General features: G+C 40.3%; 19 protein-coding genes. 16 read left to right on the forward strand and 3 right to left on the reverse strand.

Features of this window, described 5'->3' with window-relative positions; translation table 11 throughout:
* The 8 genes from ACE3G9_RS08680 to ACE3G9_RS08715 form a co-directional block, all read left to right on the forward strand.
* A partial coding sequence (locus ACE3G9_RS08680) for a glycosyl hydrolase 108 family protein (RefSeq protein ID WP_449218924.1) occupies window positions 1-1,514 on the forward strand: 1,514 nt, incomplete at its 5' end.
* Window positions 1,511-2,134 carry an SH3 domain-containing protein gene (locus ACE3G9_RS08685; RefSeq protein ID WP_449218925.1) on the forward strand — a complete coding sequence of 208 codons (624 nt, stop codon included), beginning with the start codon at window positions 1,511-1,513 and terminating at the stop codon, window positions 2,132-2,134. The genes ACE3G9_RS08680 and ACE3G9_RS08685, both read left to right, overlap by 4 nt.
* An 80-nt stretch (window positions 2,135-2,214) precedes the next feature.
* Complete coding sequence (locus ACE3G9_RS08690; RefSeq protein ID WP_449218926.1) at window positions 2,215-2,559, forward strand: hypothetical protein; 345 nt, start codon at window positions 2,215-2,217, stop codon at window positions 2,557-2,559.
* 10 nt (window positions 2,560-2,569) lie between these two features.
* Window positions 2,570-2,752 (forward strand): hypothetical protein, encoded by a 183-nt coding sequence (locus tag ACE3G9_RS08695; RefSeq protein ID WP_449218927.1) that lies wholly within the window; start codon window positions 2,570-2,572, stop codon window positions 2,750-2,752.
* Window positions 2,753-2,801: 49 nt separating this feature from the next.
* Window positions 2,802-3,188, forward strand: a complete 387-nt coding sequence (locus tag ACE3G9_RS08700) for a hypothetical protein (protein WP_449218928.1) — start codon at window positions 2,802-2,804, stop codon at window positions 3,186-3,188.
* Between the two features lie 63 nt (window positions 3,189-3,251).
* The gene (locus tag ACE3G9_RS08705; RefSeq protein WP_449218929.1) at window positions 3,252-3,512 is read left to right on the forward strand and encodes a hypothetical protein; all 261 of its coding nucleotides are present in this window, start codon (window positions 3,252-3,254) and stop codon (window positions 3,510-3,512) included.
* Between the two features lie 86 nt (window positions 3,513-3,598).
* Window positions 3,599-3,883 (forward strand): type VI secretion system PAAR protein, encoded by a 285-nt coding sequence (locus tag ACE3G9_RS08710; protein WP_449218930.1) that lies wholly within the window; start codon window positions 3,599-3,601, stop codon window positions 3,881-3,883.
* Window positions 3,867-4,883 carry a hypothetical protein gene (locus tag ACE3G9_RS08715; RefSeq protein WP_449218931.1) on the forward strand — a complete coding sequence of 339 codons (1,017 nt, stop codon included), beginning with the start codon at window positions 3,867-3,869 and terminating at the stop codon, window positions 4,881-4,883. Before ACE3G9_RS08710 ends, ACE3G9_RS08715 begins: the two co-directional genes overlap by 17 nt.
* A 74-nt stretch (window positions 4,884-4,957) precedes the next feature.
* On the opposite strand, the gene ACE3G9_RS08720 is transcribed toward ACE3G9_RS08715, so the two are convergent.
* A complete protein-coding gene (locus tag ACE3G9_RS08720; protein WP_449218995.1) occupies window positions 4,958-5,170 on the reverse strand; it encodes a GGDEF domain-containing protein in 213 nt (70 codons plus the stop codon).
* 82 nt (window positions 5,171-5,252) lie between these two features.
* On the reverse strand, window positions 5,253-7,604 hold the full coding sequence (locus ACE3G9_RS08725) for a membrane-bound PQQ-dependent dehydrogenase, glucose/quinate/shikimate family (protein ID WP_449218932.1): 2,352 nt from the start codon (window positions 7,602-7,604) through the stop codon (window positions 5,253-5,255).
* A 231-nt stretch (window positions 7,605-7,835) separates the two neighbouring features.
* Here ACE3G9_RS08725 and slyA point away from each other — a divergent pair, with 231 nt between their 5' ends.
* The 7 genes from slyA (at window position 7,836) to astE (ending at window position 15,739) form a co-directional block, all read left to right on the forward strand.
* Complete coding sequence (gene slyA / locus ACE3G9_RS08730; RefSeq protein ID WP_449218933.1) at window positions 7,836-8,300, forward strand: transcriptional regulator SlyA; 465 nt, start codon at window positions 7,836-7,838, stop codon at window positions 8,298-8,300.
* Between the two features lie 25 nt (window positions 8,301-8,325).
* A complete protein-coding gene (locus tag ACE3G9_RS08735; protein ID WP_449218934.1) occupies window positions 8,326-9,384 on the forward strand; it encodes an HlyD family secretion protein in 1,059 nt (352 codons plus the stop codon).
* Between the two features lie 15 nt (window positions 9,385-9,399).
* Window positions 9,400-10,428 carry a DUF2955 domain-containing protein gene (locus ACE3G9_RS08740; RefSeq protein WP_417879950.1) on the forward strand — a complete coding sequence of 343 codons (1,029 nt, stop codon included), beginning with the start codon at window positions 9,400-9,402 and terminating at the stop codon, window positions 10,426-10,428.
* Between the two features lie 434 nt (window positions 10,429-10,862).
* Window positions 10,863-11,897, forward strand: a complete 1,035-nt coding sequence (gene astA / locus ACE3G9_RS08745) for an arginine N-succinyltransferase (protein WP_449218935.1) — start codon at window positions 10,863-10,865, stop codon at window positions 11,895-11,897.
* Complete coding sequence (gene astD / locus ACE3G9_RS08750; RefSeq protein WP_417879853.1) at window positions 11,897-13,369, forward strand: succinylglutamate-semialdehyde dehydrogenase; 1,473 nt, start codon at window positions 11,897-11,899, stop codon at window positions 13,367-13,369. Before astA ends, astD begins: the two co-directional genes overlap by 1 nt.
* A 10-nt stretch (window positions 13,370-13,379) precedes the next feature.
* Entirely contained in the window at window positions 13,380-14,720 is a 1,341-nt protein-coding gene (gene astB, locus ACE3G9_RS08755; RefSeq protein WP_449218936.1) for an N-succinylarginine dihydrolase, read from the forward strand.
* Between the two features lie 17 nt (window positions 14,721-14,737).
* The gene (astE, locus tag ACE3G9_RS08760; protein WP_449218937.1) at window positions 14,738-15,739 is read left to right on the forward strand and encodes a succinylglutamate desuccinylase; all 1,002 of its coding nucleotides are present in this window, start codon (window positions 14,738-14,740) and stop codon (window positions 15,737-15,739) included.
* A 256-nt stretch (window positions 15,740-15,995) separates the two neighbouring features.
* Here the strand turns inward: astE and ACE3G9_RS08765 are convergent, their stop codons facing one another.
* Complete coding sequence (locus tag ACE3G9_RS08765) at window positions 15,996-16,418, reverse strand: hypothetical protein (RefSeq protein ID WP_449218938.1); 423 nt, start codon at window positions 16,416-16,418, stop codon at window positions 15,996-15,998.
* A 266-nt stretch (window positions 16,419-16,684) separates the two neighbouring features.
* Between ACE3G9_RS08765 and trhO the strand changes: the two genes are divergently transcribed.
* A complete protein-coding gene (trhO, locus tag ACE3G9_RS08770) occupies window positions 16,685-17,668 on the forward strand; it encodes an oxygen-dependent tRNA uridine(34) hydroxylase TrhO (RefSeq protein WP_417879857.1) in 984 nt (327 codons plus the stop codon).
* Window positions 17,669-17,732: the final 64 nt, after the last annotated feature.

Here is a 17,732-nt window from a genome sequence, read left to right on the forward strand (position 1 = left end):
ACCAGTCGGACTCAGAAGAGATTTACCTGCACGCGCAAAAAGACTTTAGGTCTGAAACACTCAATGACCACATTACTGACGTCAACCACGACCAGCATTTAACGGTTGAGAACGACCAATTTACTCAGATCAAAAACAATCACAACCTAACGGTAGAGGGTGAAAGCACAACTTATGTAAAAGGTGATTTGTCTCGAGAGGTTGTAGGTTCAATACAACAAAAAGTCGGCTCAATTCATGTTATGGAAGCGGGAAAAGAAGTGAGCTTAACCAGCGGTGGTAAGCTAGTTGTTGAGGCTGGATCAGAGGTGACTTTAAAAGTCGGTGGTAGCTTTGTAAAAGTGGATGCCGCAGGGGTTCATTTAGTTGGCGCAAGCGTGAATATCAATTCTGGAGGTAGTGCAGGCTCCGCTTCGAAATACAGCGCTCAATCAACCATGCTTCCTAAAGGTATTGAACCGGTTGCTCCTCCGCAGCCACCACGACCAATTGCAGCAAGATCTTTTATAGCTGCTGAAACCGCAGGTGTGAGTACGGTGAAGCCGTGTCCGTTGGCGACAAATTCTAGTACTTCTGCTGTGTTGAGTAATGAGACGGATAGTGCGAAAGCTGACAACCAAGAACAAGCAGAAAATATTTTACAATCAGACTTGCTGAAACCTTCAGCGACGTTAAATCAATTAGCTGAAGGTTCTTTTACCGCTTATCGAAAAGGCGATAAAGGCGCAGAAATTAAATTGATTCAACAAGCGTTAATGAAGCTGGGCTTTGATTTAGGGAAATACGGAGCCGATGGAGATTTTGGTAGTACAACAGAACGCCAAGTGAAAGCTTTTCAACAAAATTATCAAGCAACTCACGAAACACATATTTCTTATCAAGTAGGCCAAGTCGACGGTATCGTAGGTAAAGGAACAATTTTGGGGCTAGATGAGGCTGTTGTTGGTGAGTGGAGTTATAAAGTTGATATTTGCACTGAAAAGTTTAATAGAATATCAAAGATTATATTTAGACATGAAGGTGGATATGTTAATAACCCTAACGATGAAGGTGGTGCAACAAATAAAGGTATTGCATGGAACACATGGCTAAAGTATGCGAAAAGTGATTTAGGGATTGAGCCAACATTAGATAATTTAAAAAAATTAACAGAAGAAGAAGCTGAAATTATTTACAGAAAACGTTATTGGCAACCTAAAGGTTTTTGCTCTGTTCTTGATGATATGGTTGGATTGATGATTTATGATTGGACAATTACATCTGGGGGAGCAGGAAAACAAGTACAAAAACTTTTAAAAGATAAATACAATAAAAATATATCTATAGATGGCGTTATTGGTGTGGATACAATAAATACTATAAATTCAATATCAGATCAAATTACGTTGCTTAAAAATTTAGCTGAGATAAGAAAGGATTATTATCGGAAATTAGTGTTAAATAAACCATCTAACTCTGTTTTTTTAAAAGGGTGGTTAAATCGTGTTAATGACTGCTTGGAGGCTGTTATATGAAAAATATAGTTATATTAATGTTTTTGTTGTTGCCTTTTTCAGTGAGTGCTTCCCAAGCTAATTGGTTAGGTACATGGGAGTGGGAATCAAAATCGATAGGAACTGAAAGCAATTTAAATCACACAACATTGACTCTATTTATAAAAAAAGTTTCAGATGGTTCAATGGAAGGTGATTTATGTATCGTTTCTCGTGGAGGGCGTTGGATTGATTGTGATAATAGTTTTAATGGTTTCTATTTAAGTGATCATAAATATGAGATTGAATTTTCATCATCATTTGATAGTTCAAGTTTAAATATGCCTGGTAGGGCTTTTTTGACTTTGATTGATGGGAATATTTGTTGGAAATTGTTAACTCGACCTAATGTTATTGATGATAAATATTACGCACCTATTAAATCGATTTTAATTAAAAAGAAGGTGAGGACTATAGGGGTTATTGTTAAAGATGAAGTGTTTTTATACTCTGAACCATCAGAATCTAAAGCGCATTCAATTCGCTTGTCTGATGGTGATGTTGTTTACATTGACACTTTAAATGAAAGTAAAACGTGGTATAAGGTTGAATATGATGGTCATATAGGATGGATTAAGAAGAGCACTGTTATTTCAAATTGAATCGGACTTCCATTTTTAGTCAATTGTTGTGGGTGATTTTTGTATTCAAATAAAATATAGATGTGGATAGGTTTGTTAATATGCTAGGTAAAAAGTTTTTACTTTTGTTTTTATTGATGTTTTCATCATTTTCAAAAAGTGAAGTGTTAATTATAAAAGAACATAAAACTTATATTGTCCCAGAAAATGAACAATGGGTAATTAAAAAGATAAACAATCCTTGCGATAACATTTGCACAAATGACCTTTCCTTTATAGATAATGCGTCTGTTAAAATTGATAATGGTACAATTAATGGTGACTTTTCTTATTCATATCATTCTTTAGAAGAATTTCCTGAAATAGTGATAATGCCAGGTTCAAAGTTTGGCTTGGGAGATTCAGTCCAAAGTTTAACTATTGAAAAACAAGAGGTTGAGTATTAAGTTAATGTTCATGTTTGAAGATGATGTCAGTTTTGATTCATTACTGAGTGAAAGCTATCAGTATGGAGTAATTCGTCCATCTGACGAGTCGGAATATTGCGATGAAGTGTTTAATGAAAACTTTAAACAAGCAATAAAGTTGATTGAGCGAGATGATTCTGGTTTTTTAGGCTTAGAACTTGATGGGTTTTAAAGGTAACTATTCATCGAGAAGAAAGAAGTGTTATTAATTAAGGGGGATTATGAAATCTTGGGTTTTTGTATATTTACTGTTTATGTCAGTTTCTGCAAGTGCGGCAGACCTAAATGATATCTATAAACACCTTGATATTACTAGTTTTAATAGCTCATTACGTCCAATGCAAACTGATAATGAAAGATTTTTACCTGAAGTTTCTCAGCTACCTAGTCCAATTATAAAAAATAATGAGATAAGAATTGAAGATGAGTATTGGATTTATTCTATAAAGGTAATGAGAGAAAATAAATTAGATATTCATATTTGTTTTTTAGATGTATCAAAAGATGGAACCTATGATACTCAAGGGCCAATGATTATAAGAAAGTATGGTCAAGAATATGTTGCTATTTCATCAAAGACTGATGTGTGTGATTCGTATAAAAAGTAGGCATACTAGTTGCTAGGAATATTTAACTAGTTAATTAAATTACACTAAAGGTGTCTTAGGGTTATGAATAAAAAGTTAATGGCTTCTTTTTTTGAATCATCAGGCCTGAGAGTGAAAGAGAATGAGAAATATATTTGCTCTGCAACTAGTAATGATAGTGAGTCTACAGTGACTTACTTATATAGAGAAAAGGATACATCAATATATAAGCTTGAGCATAAGTCTGGATTAGCTACTTCATTTCATAACGGGCAAAAAAAGAATATTGATAAAGAGACTTTTAATGACAAATTAAATTTATGTGTAATGAATCTAAGTATTTGATTTTCAATCAGGAAGGAACTCAGCCATTGAGGTAATACCTCGCTGAGATGTGTAATAAATCAGCTATTTAATTAAAAGGAAATAATATGCCAAATGCAGCGTTAATCGGAGATTTAGGCTCTGATCATGATGGTTTTCCTGCGACACCCATTATTGCAGGGTCACCAACAGTCAAAATTGATGGTAAAGCGGTGGCGAGACAAGGTGATCCACTTGCGCCACACGATAAACCTAAAAATCCACCACATCCTAGGGCGATAAAAGGCGGTTCTTCTACTGTGATGATTGATGGCAAACCTGCCGCGAGAGTCGGGGATGCTGTCGATTGTGGTGGCGTTATTATTGGAGGTTCAAGTGTTAATATCGGTTAGATTAGGTGCCAGCATTCTACTTTCAATCGTGTGCTCTTTTGGCGCTGTCGCTCAGCAGCCATTCGATATTGATCAATTGACACCAAAGGCGGCTTTTGAAAAAGGTGAGTTGCTGAGAGCTCAGTTTAAAGATAAAGAAGCAAGAGGCTATCTACAATATGCAGCAGAAGAGGGAAATGTGAATGCCCAGTATTTGTATGCCATTAGTTTATTAACCTATCACCCATCATCACGCTATCAACCTGTGGCGGTTCAATATTTACTAGAAGCGGCTAAAAGTGGTTATCGATCAGCAATGTTTGAGCTTTATAACCAACCCGAGTTATTGAGCCGTGCTGAACAGACTGAATGGAAACAACGTTATCTAGAATCGTTATTAGAGTTGGCAAAAACTGAACCGAGTGATGCTAATTTTTATCTTTATCAATTTTATAACCAAGACCATGGTGATGAAGAAAAAGCCGAAGAATATTTTGAACAAGCTTTAAAGGCTGAGCAACCATTAGCTATGTATGAACAAGCGCTTAATTTGCAAAAAGGTGAGGGCTTTTATTTCTTTCAATCGAATCGTTTTGAAGAGATGAACGAGTGGTTAATCAAAGCGGCGAATAAAGGCTACATTCCTGCTTATAGACAGTTGATCAAAAATTATGAGCTAGATGATGATTATAAAACGGCATATCAATGGCGAGTGACATTATTACAGCAAGGTGATTTATTGTCTCTAGCATCGATGGGAAATATTTTATTAGGACATTCTGCTGAAGGTTATGATGAGTTTGTTGATGAAAGGTTAGGCTTAGAGTATCTCAGCTTATATATAACCTTTGCAGGGCAAGATCGTATGGGTTCGACGTATGATAAAGCAAAAGATAACTATGACCGAGCATTTGAAACGTTAACGGAAGCGGAACGTAAACAGCATGAAACTCTGACTCTTTCTCAGTTAGATAGTGTGAAGTTTGTTTATGTGGATCGTTATTTTTTAAATAAATTTTGAGCGATTGATATACCTTAATGCCGTTGTACCCATTAAGGTTGTTGACACCTGAATGGGTACAACGATTTTTTGTTTTATTGGTGCAAAGCAACTCGATTTCTACCTGCAATTTTTGCTTGATACAGTGCGGTATCAGCTTGATGCATGAGCTGGTCAATATCACTTTTATCTGCTCGTTGATGACAACTGCCAACCGAAACGGTGATGGAAACACTCGTTTCATTGTTAATTTTAATAGTGAGGTCTTCAATAACTTGACGTAATTTCTCCGCTTTATCGACTTTTATGGTAGTTGGTGCAAGTAGAGGTAAAACATTAAGAAACCCGAAGGCTGCTTAATCGTTAGTTAACTAGAAGTTACACTTAAACTTAATTTGCTAATTTATAAGCAACCACATAATCCCCTGATTTTGTTCCTATTGAGCCGTGTCCACCCGCAACAATCACTACCATTTGCTCACCTTTACTATTTAGATAAGTCATTGGTGTTGCTTGTCCACCTGCCGGCAGTCGACCTTTCCATAGTTCTTCTCCAGATGTGAGATCATAGGCACGAAGGTAATTATCAACCGATGCGCCTAAGAACGCGACGCCACCACCAGTAATGATTGGCCCACCAATTCCCGGTACGCCCATTTTGATTGGAAGCGGTAGCGGAGTCATATCATAGATGGTTCCATTTTTGTGCTGCCATGCCGTTTTTCCTGTTACCAAATTTGCACCGGCCACATAGCCCCAAGGTGGCTGCTGACAAGGCACACCTAGTGGTGATAAGAATGGTTTTAATTCTACGGCATACGGCGCGCCATGGTTAGCATTAACGCCATGTTCACCTGTATTACTGCCTTCTTCTGAGAACTCAGACGCTTTTTTATTTACCACGGTAGAAATGAAAGCGAGGTTAAGTGGCATACCAAACATTACTTGACGCTGAGGATCGACGGCTATACCGCCCCAGTTGAATACCCCAAAGTTACCCGGGTAAACAATGGTACCTTGTTCTGATGGTGGCGTGTAACGACCCTCATAACGCAATGATTTGAATTGGATTCGACAAATCATCTGGTCGATTAAGGTAGCACCCCACATGTTTGATTCGGTCAATTCGGATGGATTAAAACTAAGCGCTGAAACTGGTTGAGTCTTTGATGTGAAATCACCTTCCATTGCACCTTGTGGCGCAGGTTTCTCAGTGATTGGTTGAATCGGTTCACCAGTGGCTCGGTTTAATACATACACATCACCTTGCTTGGTTGGAACCACTAAACCAGGCTGTACACCATCTTTAGTGTTGAGGTCGATTAGGCTTGGTTGGGCAGGGGTATCCATATCCCATAAGTCATGGTGAACAAATTGTTGTACCCATTTGGCTTGTCCAGTTTTGGCATCCAGCGCAACCACAGAGCTTGAGTATTTTTCTTCACTCTCATTACGATACATGCCGAGTTGATCCGGAGTACGGTTCCCCATTGGGAAATAAATTAAGCCAAGCTTTTCATCGGCACTGGCAACAGACCAACTATTTGGAGAGCTGACTGAATACGTTTCACCTTCACCAATTGGTGCTGTGTCATCCGGGTTGGCGGAATCCCAATTCCAAATTAGCTTACCGGTTTTATCATCATATGCACGGATCACACCAGATGGTGAGTTGATGTCATAGTTATCATTAACTGCGCCTGCAACCACAACCACACCGTTAGTCACTATAGGAGGGGAGGTCGAGTAGTAATAGCCATCTTGTTTATATGGCATGTTTGCCATGAGATCCAGTACGCCATCTTTCGCAAAGTTACTACAACGAGCGCCAGTTTTAGGGTCAATGGCAATCAATCGTGCATCTGACGTGGGTAAGAATAGCTGGGCATCACATTGAGTACTTGGTCGATCCTGAGTACTCATATTCGGTTCTTTTGCGGTCACTGTTATGCTTTCCGATGCTTTTTCCGCTGGTAGATAAGACACACCGCGACACGTTTGATGCTGACGTTGACTTTCAGCTGGTACTTTAGCATCAAAAATCCATTGTTTCTTACCTGTATCTGCATCTAATGCAACAAGCCAGTTATGTGGTGTGCAGAGGTAAAGAGTATTGCCGACTTTAAGGGGTGTAGCTTGATAAGTTGTTTCACCGATGTCATTTGGCCCCTTTACATCTCCAGTTTGGATCTGCCATGCAGGTTCAAGTTGATCAACATTTTCGGGAGTGATTTGCTTTAAGGGAGAGTAACGCTGGCCATAATTACTTCGACCATAGCTTGTCCATGCACCATTGTTGATCCCACCCATGTCTGGATTGGCATTTATAATCTCAGTAGATAAATTGCCTTCAATATCGTGCGTGGTATTAAAAATTGAGCCTAGGGTAATCACACAACTGACAGACCAAATAACTAAAAGAGAAAGAGTGGAAGGGCGGTTTGCTTTTTTAAATGTGACTAATAATGGAATTGCCAGTAACAATGGTAAACCCATACGGGTTGCTAGTGGCCACCAATCTATTCCCGATTCTAATAGTGCCCATAAGGTCGTTAATATTAGAAAAATTGCATAAGTGTAATGTGAGGCTGTGCGCTTTTGCTGCCAAACACATACGCCAGAGACAAGTAACGCGAACCCTGCGAATAAATAATAGAAACTGCCACCTAATGACACTAGCCATACACCACCAATCGCAAGGCATAGACCAATCAATATAAGTAGCAATGAGAAATATTTCATAGAAACTCCCTGTACAAATAAAGTTCACAATATCAAAACAACTTAATACAAAGTGTAACAAGGTGTGAGATATGTCAATAAATCAAGCCATTATAATTTAAATGATTGTTAATGATTTGTGTGTTTTTTTTGTGCTGCCTATTTACTTTGCTTGCTAACTATTTATAATATCAACTTTCTAATAGTTAGCATGCTAACTAAATTGATTTTATCTTACTTGGTATGGGTGCTATGAATTCTTCTGATACGCAACATATTCACAATTTACCTCTTGCAGAGCGATTAGGTCGTTTAACTCGGTTATGGCGCATGGTTGCTGATACTGAATTAAGCCCTTTAGGACTGACTTATCCTAGGTGGAGCGCTTTATGGAAGTTGCGTCAACTCGGTGATTGCATTAGTCAAAAGTGCTTAGCTGAAGGGTTAGAAATAGAATTGGCCTCATTGATGCGAACGCTTAACCAATTAGAGCAGCAGCAACTGGTTGTTCGTAAGACATGCCCAAATGATAAGCGAGCCCGTTTAGTCTGCTTGACCAAGGAAGGAGAGACGATCTTGAAGCAGATGGAGACCAGAATTTACGATGTTCGTAAAAAAATATTATCAGGGGTGTCAGAGAAGCAATTGCAAGAATTTGAATTTGTGATTGAACATATTAGCCATAATGCGTTAGAGCAACTAAAAGTTCGAGAGTAAAATATTTAACAAATTAGAGAGAGTTATGTCCCCAGATCAACAATTTGCACGCCTTGTACGTATCGCCATGTTTGGCTTTGCCTTTATCTTCATTTATTTCTTAGTTGCTGATTTGAAAATGCCAGTGACTACTGAGTCTATGGCGACGAGAGCGATTGTCAAAGTTGCCCCGCAAGTCAGTGGACGTATTGAGCATGTCAATGTTCATAATAATCAGACAGTAAAAAAAGGTGATGTGTTATTTGAAATCGATGCTTCGCCTTTTCAACTGGCAGTTGATGAAGCGCGTTTATCACTCGAGCAAGCGAGACAAAACAACCAAGAATTAGATGCGGCACTTGAGGCTGCGAAAGCGAATATTCATGCCGCAGAAAGTATCAGTGAGCAGAGAAACCGAGAAGCGAACCGTATGGTCAATTTATTGAAGAATCATAGTGTGTCACAACAAGAACGAGATCAGGCAGTGAGTAGTGCTCGTTCGGCACGAGCTAATTTACTTGCTGCAAGAGCTGAGCTTGAAAAAATCAAAGTCAGTCGCGGACTTGGTGGTGAAGATAATTTAAGTATTCGTCAGGCTCAAAATCACTTAAAGCAAGCGGAATTAAATCTTTCTTATACTCGAGTAACCGCGGAGAAAGATGGTTTAGTCACTAATTTACATCTACAGGAAGGCAGTTTTAAAAGTGCTGGTAGCCCAGCATTAGCTTTGGTATCACAGAAAGTGGATGTCATTGCCGATTTCCGTGAAAAGAATATTGCCTATACACATCAAGGCGATCATGCGATTGTGGCTTTTGATGGTCGTCCAGGGCAGTTATTTGATGCCATAGTAGAAAGTATTGATGCAGGAGTAAGTTCTGGTCAGTTTGATGCGAATGGGCAGTTAGCCACTCCAACGTCTTCAGATCGCTGGGTACGAGATGCGCAGCGCTTACGTCTACATTTGAAATTAGTAAATACATTGGACTTTCCTGCTGCTGCAGGGGCTCGTTCCACGGCTCAATTGATCCCTGATAATACTGTCTTTGCTTTATTAGCTAAGGCGCAAATTAAATTCATTAGTTTATTGCACTACGTTTATTAAGGGCGGTTGAGTATGTTGTTACTTCGCCATCACCCATTGAACGCCAATGATGTTAGGCAATGTTTACGTATCGCCACAGGAGCAACATTAGGTTTTTTGATCTGTAAAATATTCGGTTGGCAAAACGGTGTATTTTATACCGTTACACCGATCTTATTATTAGGTTTGATACCACAGGTCAATATGCATGTTGTGCGTCAGGTTTTGGCTTCTGCTTGTGTTTCAGCGGTTGAAGTTGGATTGATCGCGGGCATGCTTGGAGATCATCCTGTCATGATGGCACTTATGGCTTTTTTGATGTTTCTCTACCGCTTTATGGCGATGAGCAAAGGTAGCTTATTTTTATTTGGTGCTACTGGGGTCATTAACCTAAGTATCATGTTGCACTTTGCTAGTTTTCCGAGTACCAATATCGAGGTGCTGATTTCAGATAATATTGTTTCGTCTTGTACCTCATTAATGATTGCTTATTTAATGATGTACTTATGGCCTGATATCGAACCTCGATCCGCAAGGCCTGTAGTTGAAAAAAGTGCCAATCGAATGCGTCATGAAGCTTTATTAGGATCTATCATGGCTACCTTGTCTTTTATTGTTTTTCAAGTACTTGATTTACAAGATTCAATGTCGGCTCAAGCGACCAGCTTATTACTACTGTTCCCTATGAATTGGGATGGAATGTTAGGTTATGCGCGCAAGCGTGCTATAGGTACCATTCTTGGTGTGACTTTTGGCATTGTTGTACAAGTGATTTTATATGATTGGTCAAACATGTTGATCTTCGTGGTACCACTTCTTTGGATTGGCCTAATGATTTTCAGCCAGGCTCATGTCAAAGAAGCGAGTGGTTCTGGTGCTGGTTTTGGCGCCATGACCACATTAGGGATCTTATTTGGTCAGTATTTACGCCCTAATGGTGATTTGATATTCAGCGCTTTATATAGAATGAGTAGTATTGGTGTGGCGATTGTGATCACGTTAATGGTGTGCTTTTTCTTGCATAAGTTTTTAAATCGTTTCGAAGCGACACGCTTTGGTGCATAACATCGTATTACTTGCTTTGCTTGTTAGGCTTTCTCTGTTCGTTTTTTTGCTGATTGATGCCCAATAAAAGGCAAGCTATTCTATTGATCTTGCCTTTAAATCTCATAAAACGAAATCTTATTCATTTATTGTAAATTAATATCTACTTTTCCTTTTGGTAGTCATTCCTTCTTTCTTTAATACTTAAAAATATAAAGTTTTGATCTGTGTTTGCGATCATGTTTTTCTGGTTTTTCTGTTTATAAAAGATGTTATAAATATGTTTAAAATTCTGCAAATAAGGATTTTGTAGATAGTATATTTTGCAATTTGATTCTTTATGCGACATTTGTGACTAATTAATCGCTTTGGCATAGAGATATTAAAAGTAGGAATTACAACAAATAGAACCATTGTATTTTAAAATAGAATTTGGGCAGTAAAAGGATATTAATATGATGATAATTCGACCGGTCAGATTGGAAGACCGAGCCGCAATTGTAGAGCTTGCCAGTAAAACGGGAGTCGGTTTTACGTCACTTCCACAAAATGAAGAACGAGTTGCGCAACGAATTGAACGGATGCTTAATACTTGGCATCAACATGCTCAGCTTGAAGAACAAGGCTACCTGTTTGTTTTAGAAGATACCGAATTGAACAAGGTCGTGGGGGTGAGTGGCATTGAAGTGGCCATTGGCCTAGATGAACCTTGGTATAACTATCGTGTAGGCACGACAGTACATGCCTCCAAAAAGTTGGGTGTTTATCGCAGCATGCCAACGCTTTTCCTCAGTAATGATCACACCGGTTATAGTGAACTGTGTACACTTTTCTTAGATCCTGACTACCGTCACAGTCAAAATGGCTACCTATTATCTAAAGCTCGCTTTCTATTTATGGCGAACTTCCAAGACCGATTTTCTGACAAATTAATCGCTGAAATGCGTGGTTATTCTGATGAGCAAGGCCGCTCACCATTTTGGGAAAGCTTAGGTCGACATTTTTTCAGTATGGATTTTGCTGAGGCTGATCATCTATCTGGCATGGGTAAGAAAGCTTTTATTGCCGAACTTATGCCGAAACACCCAATGTACGTTGAGTTCTTAACTCAAGAAGCGAAAGAGGTCATTGGCAAAGTCCACCCTCAAACTGAACCGGCAGCCGCTATATTAAATAGTGAAGGGATGAAATATGAAGATTGTGTCGATATCTTCGATGCAGGCCCAACCTTAGAGGCGAGAATTGAAGATATTCGTGCGGTCAGAGACAGTGAGCTGTGGTCTGTTTCTATTCAATCTCCAACGGTATCGCTAGATAGCCCTGTTTACTTACTTGCCAATCAAGATTTCTTAAATTACCGAGCCGTAATAGGCCAAGTGTCATTTGAAAACCGATCTATTTATATTTCTTTCCATACTGCCGAAGCATTAGGCGTAAAAGCGGGCGATGTGATCCGCGCTGTCACTTTATTTCCAAAGGAGAATTCGTAATGTCTCATCCAAATCTATTCATTAATGGCCAGTGGTGCAATGCAACGGGTCAATCATTTGATAAAACCAATCCTGCAAATAATGCGGTGATTTGGCAAGGTCAAGAAGCGACAGCCGAGGATGTAGATAAGGCGATTAATGCCGCGCGAACTGCTTTTCCTCGTTGGGCGAGAACGCCACTTGAGAAACGTATTGAGTTATTAGAAACCTTTTCTCAATTACTAGCTGAAAACAAACAGCATTTGGCTGAAGTGATCTCACAAGAAACCGGTAAGCCGTATTGGGAAACCTTAACAGAAGTTGGTGCGATGGTCGGCAAAGTGGCCATTTCACTGAAAGCTTACCATGAAAGAACCGGTGAAAAATCGACGGATATACCAGATGGACAAGCGGTACTACGTCATCGTCCACATGGTGTGCTAGCGGTATTTGGTCCTTATAACTTCCCAGGGCATTTGCCGAATGGACACATTGTTCCTGCGTTGTTAGCTGGTAACACGATTGTATTTAAGCCTAGTGAATTGACGCCTTGGACAGCCGAAGAAACCCTAAAACTGTGGGTAAAAGCGGGCTTGCCTGATGGCGTTATTAACTTAGTACAAGGCGGTAGAACCACTGGTGAAGCCTTAGCCTCACATAGCGGCACTGATGGATTATTGTTTACAGGTAGTGCGAATACCGGTTATCACTTACACCGTCAATTGGCCGGTCAGCCAGAGAAAGTCTTGGCACTCGAAATGGGCGGTAATAATGCGCTGATTGTTGAAGACATTGAAGATATAGATGCAGCCGTACATTTAACGATTCAATCGGCCTTTATTTCAGCAGGTCAACGTTGTACCTGTGCACGTCGCTTGCTAGTGAAAGAAGGCGCGCAAGGGGATGCTTTTATTAAGCGCTTAGTTGAAGTGAGTAAAGATATTGGCGTTGGTGAGTGGAATGCTGAACCTGCGCCATTTATGGGTAGTGTGATTTCTCTACATGCAACAAAACAATTACTCGCGGCTCAACAAGATCTACTAAAGAAAGGTGCTACTTCGTTATTAGAAATGACGCAAGTCGATGATCAAGCGGCCTTTTTGACTCCGGGGATCATGGAAATTACCGGTGTCGAGGGCATTGCCGATGAAGAACACTTCGGCCCGTTGCTGACCATCATTCGCTATCAAGATTTCGACCAAGCGCTGCACATTGCCAATAACACACGCTACGGTTTATCGATGGGATTGATTTCGCCAAATCGAGATCATTATGAGCAACTATTAATTGAATCGCGTGCTGGTATTGTCAACTGGAACAAGCCGTTAACTGGCGCTTCAAGTGCTGCGCCATTTGGTGGTACGGGAGCATCGGGAAATCATCGTCCTAGTGCTTATTACGCAGCGGATTATTGTGCATGGCCAATGGCATCACTTGAAAGTGACAGCATTGCGTTACCTGAGCAATTATCTCCCGGCTTAACGTTTAAGTAAGGAAGTCGATATGAAAGCGTATGAAGTCAATTTTGATGGTTTAGTGGGGCTGACTCACCACTATGCAGGTTTGTCATTTGGTAATGTGGCGTCAACCAGCAATCAAAATGCCGTATCTAACCCTAAGCTGGCAGCCAAACAAGGCTTGCTGAAAATGAAAGCCTTGAGTGATATGGGCTTTAAGCAAGGCGTGTTACCGCCGCAAGAGCGTCCTCATATTCCGACGTTAAGACAGCTTGGCTTTAGCGGAACTGACGAACAAGTGCTTGCCAGTGTTGCAAAACAAGCACCGAAATTGTTGTCGGCAGTCAGTTCAGCCTCTTCAATGTGGACAGCCAATGCCGCCACTATGTCGCCATCGGCAGATACATTGGATGGTCGAGCACATTTTACCGTCGCTAATCTCAATAATAAATTCCACCGTGCGATTGAAGCGGATACGACTAGTGCCACGCTTCGAGCTATGTTTAACAACGAACAATACTTTGCTCACCACGATGCTTTGCCGCAGCAATCGGTAATGGGTGATGAAGGCGCTGCTAACCATAATCGCTTATGCAGTGAATACGGTGCGAAAGGCGTTGAAGTCTTTGTCTATGGCAGACAAGCCTACGGTGGCCAAGTTGAACCGACTCGTTACCCAGCAAGGCAAACCTTAGAAGCCAGCCAAGCCGTCGCAAGATTACATGGGGTATCTGAACAACAAACCGTATTTGTGCAGCAAAACCCAGAGGTTATCGACCAAGGCGTTTTTCATAATGATGTTATCGCGGTCAGCAACGGCAATGTGTTGTTTCATCATGAGCAAGCTTTTTTAAATCAGATTGCGATTTTTGATGAAATTAAACAAAAACTCTCATTGCAACAAACCGATTTTATTTCCATTGAAGTATCAACAGAGCAAGTGTCGGTACAAGATGCTGTCAGCACCTATCTTTTTAATAGTCAGTTATTAACGAAACCCAACGGCAAGATGATGCTGGTAGTGCCGGAAGAGTCTCGCCAAAACACCAATGTGTGGAATTACCTTACGGAATTACTTAACTCGAACGGGCCAATTGATGAAGTGAAAGTGTTCGATTTACGAGAAAGCATGCGTAACGGTGGTGGGCCGGCATGTTTACGACAAAGGGTAGTGTTAACCGAAGCTGAGCTGCAAGCGGTGACGCCACAAGTGCTAATGAATGATGATCTGTTTAGTCTCCTAAATACTTGGGTAGACCGTTTTTATCGAGACCGACTACTCGAAACCGATTTGGCTGATCCACAATTGTTGAATGAAAACCGTCAGGCATTAGATGAGCTGACGCAAATTCTCGCACTTGGCAGCATTTATCCATTTCAACAATAATAAAAGGTGTAAGTGTTATGGATAACTTTCTGGCAAGTACTTTAAATCAACAAGCGCCTCTTATTACTAATGGAACGATAGGGGAAATTAATTGGCACTGGCTTGATCATGGCGTCATGGTGATTGAGCCAAACGAGGGTGAAGTGAGCGACCGAGAGCATGTTTTGTTGTCTGCTGGTGTGCATGGTAATGAAACTGCACCGATAGAACTGCTCGATCAGTTAGTGAATGATTTGCTCAATGGTAGGCTAAAACTCAATGTAAAACTGATGTTGATGTTGGGTAATCCAGAGGCAATGCGCAATGGGGAGCGTTACAACGATATTGATTTGAATCGATTATTTAGCGAGCATCATCAAAACTACCCATCGTGCGCTGAAACCTTGAGAGCGGAGCGGCTTGAAGCGTTAACCGTGCAGTTTTTTGAGCCGGCTAAATGCCGCAAGCTTCACTTTGATTTACATACTGCGATTCGAGAGTCGCACCATGTTCGCTTTGCATTATTGCCATATAAAGAGAGTAGCCAATATAGTCAAAAAATGTGTGATTGGTTGTCGTGTTCGGGCGTTGAAGCCATTGTATTAAACCAAGCGCCGAGCGCCACATTCTCTTATTATTCAAGCGAACATTGTGGGGCAGATAGCTGTACTTTAGAGCTAGGAAAAGCGAAGCCATTTGGTCAGAATGATTTATCGCAATTTACCGCTATTGATTCAGGGTTAAGGCAATTAATTTCTAAAGGCTTAACAGGCACAGAATCGAGTCAATCCGACATTAAGGTTTACCAAGTTTCCCAGCAACTAACCAAGTTATCTGAAAGCTTTGTAATGAACTTCAGTGATGATGTAAAAAACTTTACCGCTTTCGAACAGGGAGAAGTATTAGCCGTTGATGGTGATACAATTTACCGAGTGCAACAATCGACAGAGTGGGTACTGTTTCCTAATCCTAAAGTGAGACCAGGTTTAAGAGCGGGGTTGATGTTGGTAGAAACTGAGCAAGAGGTAATTTTCCAATAGCTGTCGTGTTTCTGATTTATATACCCAAAGTAATTGGAGTTGCAGTGAGGTGACAAGTGAATGAGGCCCCATGAGCATCGCTTGTCTATGCCTTTCTTTATAAAAAAGATAGGGGGGCGAATGAACGCTGGCAACAAAGCTGCAGCTTCAAGTACGACGGGTATAAATACTAGAAAGCCACTGATGCTAAATACAGCATACAGTGGCTTTTTTGATCCAGGGGATTTATAGGGAGAATACGTTCACTTGAGACTGATTAACAATCCGTATCTTCAGCGTTAATGCCTTCTTTGATGTCTTCACATTTATCTTCAATCGCGTTACCAGCATCTGTTGCCATATCATCCATTGAGTCTTGAACATCATTGGCATGATCTGATATGTCGTTGGTCATTTCATCAACTTTATCAGCTGCTGCATCGGCTTGGTCAGACATTGCATCGTTGGCTTGGTCTAGTTGCTCACCCATTTGATCAGAAGTTTCAGATGCTGACTCTTGTACATCAGTTGCCATTTCATCCATTTTTTGTCCTGCATCGTCAGTCATTTGCTGAGTTTGCTCGACGGCAGTATCCACTTTTTCTTCAGCTTTTTCTGCCGTATTGTTGTCACAAGCGGCAAGTGCAAGTGTAAAGAAAGCGGCTACTGCGAATGGTTTCAACCAATTTGTTTTAGTCATATTCACTCCTTAGTGTGTGAGATATGGTAAGGGAAAAATCTCAAAAATTTGTTACTTAAATGTGGTGTACCAATTCACTCTAGCCTATTTATAAATTATTACGATGTTAAGTTGATGAAATTAACCAATCTATAACAGCACATGACATCGAATTTACTTAAGTGGTTAAAATTACCTAATAGACTTATAAACTGTCAGTATTTTTCACCATCTTTCTCAAGTACAATGATGCCAAATTGTATCTGTTTAGTTATGTAAGGAATTCCATGAGTCAATTTGTTGTCTGTGCTCTGTATAAGTTTGTCGAGCTTAAGGACCATCAATCGCTGCAATCACCATTATTAGAGTTGATGGAAAAGTATGCTATTCGCGGTACGTTATTATTGGCTCATGAAGGGATTAATGGCACGGTGGCGGCCTCACGTGAGGGTATTGATGCTTTGCTGGCGTGGTTTGGTCAAGATGATCGCTTAGCCGACATTAACTATAAAGAGTCTTATCATCAAGAGATGCCTTTCAATCGCTCTAAAGTGAAGTTGAAGAAAGAAATCGTCACGATGGGGGTTGAAGGGATCGATCCGAAACAAGTCGTTGGAACCTACGTTAAGCCGAAAGATTGGAATAATTTAATCGCAGATCCGGAAGTGTTTGTGGTGGATACACGTAATGACTATGAAATTGAACTTGGCACCTTTGAACGTGCGGTTAACCCTAATACCGAGACATTCCGAGAGTTTCCAGATTATGTAAAAGAAAACCTCGATCCAGAAAAACATAAGAAAGTCGCGATGTTTTGTACAGGTGGGATTCGTTGTGAAAAGTCGACTGCTTACTTAAAAGAGCAAGGCTTTGATGAGGTTTATCACCTTGAAGGCGGCATTCTGAAATACTTGGAAGAAGTCCCTGAAGAAGACAGCTTATGGAAAGGGGATTGCTATGTATTTGATGGTCGAGTAGCCGTAAACCATCAATTAGAAAAAAGTGAATATGAGCTTTGTAATGCTTGTCGTTTACCGATCACCGATGAAGATAAACAAAGTGAGAAGTTTGAACAAGGCGTAAGTTGCCCTAAATGTTTTGGTACTCATTCTGATGAACAAATTGAACGTTTCCGCGAGCGTGAAAAACAAGTTCAATTAGCAAAGCAACGCGGTGAAGAGCATGTTGGCGGTGATGCGGTAAAACTGATGGAGCAAAAGCGTCAATTAAAGCTTCAGAAGAAAGCAGAACAACGTCAATCTAAGCGCTGATTTTACAGTGTAAATAGTCCGAATAAACTCAAGCCTAGAGTGAAAAATTCATCTCTAGGCTTGA

Source organism: Vibrio sp. E150_018 (assembly GCF_053544035.1).